11 protein-coding genes, 1 tRNA gene and 1 pseudogene are annotated in these 8518 nt (G+C 64.7%); 2 read left to right on the plus strand and 11 right to left on the minus strand.

The window, feature by feature from the left end:
• Window positions 1–11: 11 nt before the first annotated feature.
• From cysK to IPP90_23020, 10 genes and pseudogenes are all read right to left on the minus strand, one after another.
• A complete protein-coding gene (gene cysK, locus IPP90_22975; GenBank protein MBL0173501.1) occupies window positions 12–929 on the minus strand; it encodes a cysteine synthase A in 918 nt (305 codons plus the stop codon).
• Window positions 930–971: 42 nt separating this feature from the next.
• Window positions 972–1799, minus strand: a complete 828-nt coding sequence (locus tag IPP90_22980) for a serine acetyltransferase (protein ID MBL0173502.1) — start codon at window positions 1797–1799, stop codon at window positions 972–974.
• A 4-nt stretch (window positions 1800–1803) separates the two neighbouring features.
• Window positions 1804–2340: a class I SAM-dependent methyltransferase gene (locus IPP90_22985; GenBank protein MBL0173503.1), complete on the minus strand. Its 537-nt coding sequence runs from the start codon at window positions 2338–2340 to the stop codon at window positions 1804–1806.
• A gap of 56 nt (window positions 2341–2396) precedes the next feature.
• A complete protein-coding gene (locus IPP90_22990; protein ID MBL0173504.1) occupies window positions 2397–4115 on the minus strand; it encodes a hypothetical protein in 1719 nt (572 codons plus the stop codon).
• Complete coding sequence (locus IPP90_22995) at window positions 4075–4482, minus strand: hypothetical protein (GenBank protein ID MBL0173505.1); 408 nt, start codon at window positions 4480–4482, stop codon at window positions 4075–4077. The genes IPP90_22990 and IPP90_22995 overlap by 41 nt, the downstream gene beginning before the upstream one ends.
• Window positions 4483–4542: 60 nt before the next feature.
• Window positions 4543–5076 carry a hypothetical protein gene (locus tag IPP90_23000; protein ID MBL0173506.1) on the minus strand — a complete coding sequence of 178 codons (534 nt, stop codon included), beginning with the start codon at window positions 5074–5076 and terminating at the stop codon, window positions 4543–4545.
• 31 nt (window positions 5077–5107) lie between these two features.
• Window positions 5108–5641 (minus strand): hypothetical protein, encoded by a 534-nt coding sequence (locus IPP90_23005; protein ID MBL0173507.1) that lies wholly within the window; start codon window positions 5639–5641, stop codon window positions 5108–5110.
• A gap of 60 nt (window positions 5642–5701) precedes the next feature.
• Window positions 5702–6025 carry a hypothetical protein gene (locus IPP90_23010; GenBank protein MBL0173508.1) on the minus strand — a complete coding sequence of 108 codons (324 nt, stop codon included), beginning with the start codon at window positions 6023–6025 and terminating at the stop codon, window positions 5702–5704.
• A 167-nt stretch (window positions 6026–6192) separates the two neighbouring features.
• A pseudogene (locus tag IPP90_23015) lies at window positions 6193–6258 on the minus strand (hypothetical protein).
• A 69-nt stretch (window positions 6259–6327) separates the two neighbouring features.
• Window positions 6328–6660, minus strand: coding sequence for a hypothetical protein (locus tag IPP90_23020; protein ID MBL0173509.1), 333 nt, complete (start codon window positions 6658–6660; stop codon window positions 6328–6330).
• A gap of 296 nt (window positions 6661–6956) precedes the next feature.
• Here IPP90_23020 and IPP90_23025 point away from each other — a divergent pair, with 296 nt between their 5' ends.
• Window positions 6957–7832 (plus strand): hypothetical protein, encoded by an 876-nt coding sequence (locus IPP90_23025; GenBank protein MBL0173510.1) that lies wholly within the window; start codon window positions 6957–6959, stop codon window positions 7830–7832.
• 143 nt (window positions 7833–7975) lie between these two features.
• Here the strand turns inward: IPP90_23025 and IPP90_23030 are convergent.
• Window positions 7976–8048 (minus strand) — tRNA-Cys (locus tag IPP90_23030).
• A 266-nt stretch (window positions 8049–8314) separates the two neighbouring features.
• Here IPP90_23030 and IPP90_23035 point away from each other — a divergent pair.
• The coding region (locus tag IPP90_23035) for an LON peptidase substrate-binding domain-containing protein (GenBank protein MBL0173511.1) at window positions 8315–8518 on the plus strand (204 nt) is incomplete at its 3' end.

An 8518-nucleotide genomic window follows, 5' to 3' on the forward strand; every position in this document is an offset into this window, starting at 1 on the left:
GTCGCGATGGTTCAAACGGGGAACAGGCCATCGATGGAAAGATACCGCTCGCCGGTATCGTAACAGAACGTCAGCACGCGCGCACCGGCAGGCATGTCCGGCAATGCCTGCCCGACAGCGGCCAACGACGCACCACTGGAGATGCCGATGAAAATGCCCTCCTCACGTACCGCACGTTGCGTATACAGAAAGGCGTCCTCTTCGGAAACCTGAATGGTCCCGTTTAAGGTGTCCCGATGCAGGTTGGTTGGAATGAAGTTCGGACCGATCCCTTGAATACGGTGCGGTCCGGGGGCGCCGCCGCTGATGATCGGTGACTTCACTGGCTCCACCGCCAGCGTCTGCATGGACGGAAAGTGCTGCTTGAGCACTTCGGAGCACGCCGTGATATGACCGCCCGTACCGACTCCGGTAATCAGGTAGTCGATCCCTTCCGGAAAATCGTCCACGATTTCCCGCGCCGTCGTGGTGGCATGGGCACGGATGTTTGCGGGATTGTCGAACTGCTGCGGCATCCAGGCACCGGGAGTCTGCGCGAACAGCACGTTCGCTCGTTCGATGCACCCTTTCATCCCCAGCTCCCGCGGCGTCAGGTCGAACGTGGCGCCGTAGGCTGCCATGATGCGGCGACGCTCAATCGACATCGACTCGGGCATCACCAGCACCAACTTGTAGCCCTTCACCGCGGCCACCATCGCCAAACCAATGCCGGTATTCCCGGACGTCGGCTCGATGATCACGCTGTCCTTGGTCAGCAGGCCACGCTGTTCGGCGTCTTCAATCATCGCCAGCGCAATGCGGTCCTTGATGCTGCCCCCCGGATTGGCCCGTTCGAGCTTCATCCACACTTCCACCCGCGGGTCGAAGAGGTGCTGCAATCGGACGTGTGGTGTGCGACCGATGGTCTCGAGAATCGTATTGGCACGCATTGGGATGGCTCCGAGGAAAGGCGGTGGATACCGCAGTGGCGGTCAGATATGAAACTCGAGGCCGTCGTCGGTCGGGCGACGGGCTACGGTGCTGTTGAACTGTACGACCGAGCGCGGCGGAACGGACGCCGTCAACCAGACGTTGCCGCCGATGATGGACCCTTCACCAACCACGGTATTTCCGCCCAGAATCGTCGCGTTGGCGTAGATGACCGCATCATTCTCGACGGTCGGATGTCGCTTGCGGTTGGCCAGATGCTTGCTGACCGCCAGCGCACCGAGGGTGACACCCTGATAGATCTTCACGCGCTCGCCGATCACGCTGGTTTCCCCGATCACGATACCCGTCCCGTGATCGATGGCAAACGAGGCGCCAATCTGCGCCCCGGGATGGATGTCGATACCTGTTTCCCGGTGAGCCCATTCCGACAGCAGGCGCGGCGCCAGTGGCACTTTCAGGACATATAGCTCGTGCGCCAATCGATGGACCGCCGTGGCCAGAAACCCCGGATACGCGAGTATCACCTCGTCGAGACTCTCGGCGGCCGGATCGCCGGCGTGAATCGCCTGTGCATCCGTGCGCAGCAGGTCGTGCACCGCGGGCAGGCGTTCCAGGAACGCCCCTACGATGTGCGCCGCGTCGGGCACCAGCGGGCCAATGGCCATTTCCAACACCTGCTCCACCCGCACCGCGTCCGCACGGACGTTCAAGCCGCATTCAGCGTCAACGCCGGAAAACTGCGGGAACAACAGGGCCAGTGCGCGCTGAATAAACTCCTCGGCCAGCGCTCGAATCGGGCGTTCGGTGCCGGACACGCGGCGTTCCGCCGCCAGACGATCGACAAATGCGGACCAGCGTGAATCAGTCATGGTGTCACAGTCGCTCGAGGGTCGACACACGGTCGCGCTGCGCCATCGGCACGTATCCGTGCATGCCGATGCTATGAAGTCCCGCGTTCCGGATGACCCGCCGATACCAAGCGGCAGCCTGCGGCCGGGGCCAGTTGGTATCCCCTTCAAACGCGTCCGTGCGCGTGAAGAGTTCCAGGTAGGCCACGCCTCCCGTGCGACGAGACAGTTGCACCAATCCTCGTCGCAGCGTGCGCGACGAGAGATAGTTGAGCATGCCACAACACACCACCAGATCGTACTGCGGGCGCAGCGGCAATGCATCCAGATCCTCAATGCCACCCAACTGCAGTCCGCGTCGCGCCCCGTATCGCGTCACCGCGTACGCGCTCGGGTCCACGCCGTCATAGTGCACCAGTGGACGCAATCGCGCCAATTGTGGTCGCCACTGCCCCTCGCCACATCCCACGTCCAGCACACTGCGCACCGGTCGACCCAGCACCCATTCGGCCATGCGCAGGACAAACTCCACTTGTCGACGCAGTTCGGGCGGTGACTTCACGCGATGTTGCGGATGGCGATACCACTTGTCGAAGTACGCCTTGTCGTAGTGCGACGTCAGAGGATCCCCCAGAAGCCGCGATCGATATCAATGGCAAATCGCCAGGCGCCGTTGCGCAATCCGCGCGCCACATCAATCCGCAGCAGGTCGAAGAAGAACAGCGCGCCAAGGCCGGCGGAAGGCCACACGCCGGACTCGCGTGATGACACACCTGGAATACCGCTGGCTGTCGCCGTCACTTGCCCGTACGGTGCCAGGGTAATATGCCCCGGCGCCTTGCCGTAACGGCCCAATGGAATGGTGGGCCCCCGAACGGGCTGCCGCACTTCGAGCCGCTGCGAGACATATCCGCGCGTCGCAAACGACCCGGCGTCGTACCCTGGCGCCGACCACGGACCACCCGCAAACACCAACCACTGCGGGGCAAGGTCTCGGCCTCCGGCCACACCACCCAGCGTCAGCGACACGATGGCGCGATCATGCGCGAGCGGACGTTGCACCAGCAACTGTCCCTGCGCTCGTGCCACGCGAGGGGCAACCGGTTGGTTGCCGATACCCGTGCCCGCGTACCCGCCGATCGATGCGCTCAGCGACCACAGTCCACGCGTCTGATGCGCGTCGCCCGGGATCCAACCGCCGGCGCCGCGCAGTTCCGCGCGCACGCCACGCAACCGCCACGCCGCCACCACGGGTTCAAAATGCCCGCTCCACGCATGAGCCGTGAGTGTGACCGGTGCGTCAGTCTCGTACGCCATACGCAGTGTCAACGGATCAAGCGGTGAGCGGCGGAACGCCATGCCCGCTGCCCGCGTGTCCACCTGCTGTGTGTAATCGCTTCCGAACGCCAGCGCGGCCAACGAATTCGTGACGCCGCCGCGCTCCGGAATGGCCAGGTCGCGCACGTCGCGCTCGGCGAACAGCTGCAGCAGCGGTACCCGGCCAAACGCCGGTGCCCGACCGAGGGCCAGTTGGCCCTTCATCTGTTTGTCGTCAATGCCATAGCGGCTGCGCGCGGACAGCAGCCAGCCCGCACCCCACCGACGCGACAGACCAACCCCCAACGACAAGCCCTCGGCGCGCGTGAAGCGGGCCGCATCGCTGATGCCTCGACCGGTCACGGCCGTGCGTGCCGGCCGAGCCAGCATGGCCGCACGCACGGCGGCTTCCGCCTGCACGCGCGCGCGGACGACGTCTTCGCTGGTGGCCACCTGAATTTCAGGCGGCAACACGTCCACCACGCGATCGGTGAACGGATAGCGGCGCAACGAATCCGGCGACACCGAACTCCACCGCGGCAGGGCTTGCGTCGCGGCCGGGATGCGTTCGTTGACATCATAGTGGGACACTTCCCAACGACCACGCACGATGCCACGCACGGGAATGTCCATCCACGTCGAGCCGCGCGACACCTCCACATCCTGTCGACGCGGCAACCAGTAACGCTCGCGCACCAGGCCGTTCTCCAGCGTCACCACCAACGTCTCGATACGCTTGTCCAGAATCGCCGCACGCGTGAAGGTCATCGACAGGCGAACCACCGCAGCCGTTTCGCGATCGAGAAACACCGAGCCGATCGCCGCGGCGGTAGTTCCGTCCCGCGGGCGGAAACGCACTTCGTCCACCACAATCTCTCGCCCCGGGATGCGCATGCGCACCGGACTCGCGCGCTGAAACTCGTACAACGACCGCGCGCTGGCGGCCAGCGGGTGCGGCACGTCCCTCACGTCCTGCCCATCACCCAGACGAATGCGATCGGGCAAGTTGTCGAGAATCACGCCGTAGCGGTCGCGGTAATAGCCGACATTGGCGGGCAACAATGTCGTGTCGCGCCGTCCGACCAGCTGCTGCGCACTGCGATTCCGGTTGCCACCACGAAATGGTGAGCGCCAGTTCTTCACTTTGCACCACTTTCGGCGGGATGATCACCCCTTCGCCCAATTGCGCCAGAAACGCCAGAAATCCGTGCGCATCGGCGTGATAGCTCAGCAGCGTGCTGTCGGCCAGTTGGAGACTGCGACGCTGCGTTGCCCGCTCGATCAGCGAATCCGCGCCCGCGTCGTTCCATGGCTCGCGTGAGGTCGGCGCGTTGCGCTGCGCGTTCGACTGACCGGGCACCATGATCGACCAGAGCATGCACGCCACGACCGCCAAATATCCGGAACACCGCGAAGGACATTTCACGGGGAGCAAGCTAACCTTCGCTCACGGCCGGCGGAGGGAATCGGAGGCGACCAGCAGCGACCATCCGCGGTAGACCAAGGCTGACGTTGCGGCGTGTTGACGACCCACGAGCGCGAGATAGGCCCATCCGTATCGCCAGCCATCAGCAGATGTATCGGCACCCGGACGACGCGGGGCACGAAAGGGCCGACGGGCAATGACAACAGCGGACACCGTCGTAATGGTTCCTGAAGGACCGGTCAGTCGTACCCGTGCGCCCGCACGCAGCGACGACATCTCACGACGGGTTCGGAATTGAATGGCGAATAACGTATCGGCCGTCGCGGCGTCTCCTGCGGACTCCACTCGCGAAGACGGTTCTTCGCCCAGTGGCATGCGTCCTGTCAACGAGTCGGGCAACAGCTGAACCCGTCGATATCGGCTCACCAGCCACGTATCCAGCGCCGAGAGTGCCGCCGGATTGTTGCCCGACCGACGCGGCGACGGCTGCGCACCCGCGTCGCGCATCGTGCCGCTCAGAATCGCCAATCCCGCGATGGCAATTCCCCTTCGCATGGATCCTTGCCTCTGTGCGGCTCCCACGGTGTCAGCGCGTGCGGGGCGCGTGCGGCAGTTCCGTTGGAATCACCCGTGTCGCGTCAATTCCCGGGGCCAGCACATCCAATCCTGCATGCATGGCCACGTCTTCGCGCATGGCATACCGCAACAGCGCCTCGTCCATCCCGTGAACCTCGAACATGCGCACCGTTGCCAATCGCGTGGCGACACCAACCCAGCGCGCCGAACCCACCTCGGCGCTCAGGCGGCGCGGAATCTGCGCGGACAACTGCTGCCGTAGGCGTGACTCGAGCGTCGCCACCGACGTGGTCGCCCACCCTTCTCGCAGGCCGGTCATGGCCACCGAATCCGCCGCCGCCACCAACGAACCAATCGTCGTCGACGGCCACTCGCGTGGCACCCCCGACGGATCCCGCCATGTGGCATCGTCGAGCAGAACATCCGGCTGCATGCCGCCAGTTGCCGCGGATCCCGTGCCCTGTCGCCGTTCCAAGGGTGCGCCCGGTCGGCGGAGCCATCGCGCCGTCGTCAACCGCAACGACAACTCTGGCGACAAACGCACGACCCGCTGCACCCACCCTTGCCATACGTCGGTGCCCCCACCAGCAGCGCCCGATCGTGCTCACGAAGGGCGGCGGCCAATCACCTCGGCGGCGCTGGCCGTCCCGGCGTCCACCAGCACCGTCAGCGGCATGGTGGGCCATCGCGAACCGTGCGCCCGATACACCTGCGGCTGGACCCTCCGCGTCCCGCCAACGACGCGACAATCACGTTCGGGGGGCAGGAATAGCGCGGCGGCGTTCACGCCCTCTTCGAACAGCCCGCCACCGTTGCCTCGCAAATCCAGCACCAGCGATCGCGCACCGCGTCTGGTCAATGCAGTCACCGCGCCCTCCAACTCCGCCGTGGCGTGCTGCGTGATCGACGCCAGTCGCACGTAGCCCACGGAATCAGACAGGGAGTCCCGCCTCGGTGACCGCCGGCTGAATGCCAGGTGGCGCGATGCACCGTGACACGAATGGAGTCGCCGAGGTGGTGCGCGCCAGAGCAGCAGTTCGCGTGTGATTGCCCCTGCACGGCTGCTGTCGGCACCGGCACGAAGACGCGAATCGGTTATGGAACGCCATTCCATTCCAGCACACGATCGCCTCGCCGGACACCGGCTGTGGCGGCCGGAGATACCTCGCACTACACGTCGCACGCTCAGCAGCGCTCCTGCAGACGCAGCGACATGCCCATCCCTGACTCTCACCCAGCAATGCGCCGCGATAGCTCTTGTACCCTTCCGGCCGGAGCAGCGCGGCGTGCGGATCGTGCAGCTTCGCGCAGCATCCCCGACACAGCGCGCCGAATCAGCTCCTCGCTGGGCAGCGAGTCCAATGCGTTCGCTCGCACCGAATCAATGGCGGTCGACAGCAATTGTCCGCCAATCCATTCGTCGCGGGCGCGTACACGATCGGCACCATATCGCGCACCCACGGCGAACACCGCCGCCAGAAGCGCGATGCCCACCGTCGCACCAGCCACCCGGAGCAGGGTAACCGAGCGCTTCTGAGGGTTGGAGTCAGGTGATGTCGACATGTGCGGTGGCTGTGGTACCGATCAACTGCCCTGGTGATCCCGATCAACGGCACGTATTCCGATCAGCCTTGGTGCCAGCGTCCTGCGCGGCATACGCACGAGTGTCCACACCTGGAGACGCCAGCCTGTCTGAACGCTGTCTTTGAGATTCGCTTAACTGTATCAACGTTAACGACTTGAAACCGAAAATGACCCGCGTTGGTTGGCCACTCGCAATCGCACTGCTGATGCTCCATGCCTTGTCGACTGCCCGCGATGGTTGCGGGATACCGCCAAGCGCTGGATCAGGAGGCACCATGTCAGTGATTCGTCGGACCCTTTATGCCGCGCCCGCCGCCCTCGCGTTCCTCGCCACATCGGCATCATCGTCCTCGGCATTGCCACCGAGTGCGCGCACCCTGTTCACCTGGAACGGCCGCATCGATCGCGAAGTGCTGATTGTGGTTCAGGGACGCAACGTCGAAACGCGCGCCGGCGGCCTGGACGCCTCGTTCGCGCCTCGATTGGACGTCCGAGACGAACTGCCTCGAGAAGGTGGCGATGTGGACGTTCATCTGGCGGACGGACGAGGGTCCGTGGACATCGTACAGCACCCGTCCGCGCGCAACGACTACACGGCCATTGTGCGCGTGATGGACCCGCGGTCGGGAAGTGACGATTATCGGGTGGTGGTCGCGTGGCAGGCCATGGGCTATGCCGAGGACGACCGTAACGGCAATCGCGACGGCAACCGGGATGGCAATCGGGATGGCAATCGGGACGATGACCGTGCCGGAAATCGCGACAGAAATCGGGATCGTGATGACCGGGACGACCGCAGCAACAACGGGCGTGGCAATGGCGGCTGGGACACTCGCGGCGGCTACGGGCGCGACGCCGGCAGCGTGGCGTGGCGCGGCGCGGTCGACGACGTGGTTGATATCCGGATCCAAGGCCGTCGCATCGAATACCGCACCCGGAGCGGGCAAGTGCTTCGCAACGTCCGGTATGACGTCCGCGGCAACGGACTGCCGCGACGACCGGTCCCGCTCGACCTCAACGTCTCGCGCGGCCGGGGCGACGTAGTCGTGGTCCAGCAGCCGAACCGGTCCAACGACTTCACGGCGATCGTTCGGGTGGTCGACCGCCGCGCCGGCTACGGCGACTACGATTTTGACCTCCGCTGGTACTGATAAACCCCTGCCCGCAACGCACCAACGCCCCCGACCGATGAGGTCGGGGCGTTGGTTGTTCTAGGGACCAGTACCAAGTACCGAGTACCAAGTACCTGGTACTCGGTACTCGGTACTCGGTACCTCGGTACTTCTCTTTCCAGAGGCGCCGGTCGGAATCGAACCGACGGTGGGAGATTTGCAGTCTCCTGCCTTACCGACTCTGGCGACGGCGCCGACCCAGCCGGAAACCGGCCGGGAGGCGCAATCTCCCGGCCCTCCGCGTTCGGTAGCGGGAACCGCGAGGAACCTGATGGAGGCTCACGTTCACCCCACGGAGGCGAGGCCAGAATGATCGCCTGACATAGCCGGCCTTGAAGTGTCACAGGACAGGAAATTGCGCATTGGCACCTTTTTTGTCTTATTACCGTTTTAGTACCGGCGCGTGATGGGTTTTGCTCTGCAACGATCTACTCCATTTTACGCGAGGCTCGCCTGATCCCATGACCGATCAACGGCTGCCGATCTTCCCGCTGGGCATGGTCCTCTTCCCGGGCACCGTCGCCCCGCTGCATCTCTTCGAACCCCGCTACCGACAGCTGCTGGCCGACATTCGCGATGGCGATCGCCGTTTCGGATTGGTCTGCATTGGGCCCGGTGTCAATGAACCCGACCCTGCCACCGGAACCGTCGGATGTGCATCGCCG

It is taken from the genome of Gemmatimonadaceae bacterium, from assembly GCA_016720905.1.
Lineage (GTDB): Bacteria > Gemmatimonadota > Gemmatimonadetes > Gemmatimonadales > Gemmatimonadaceae > Gemmatimonas.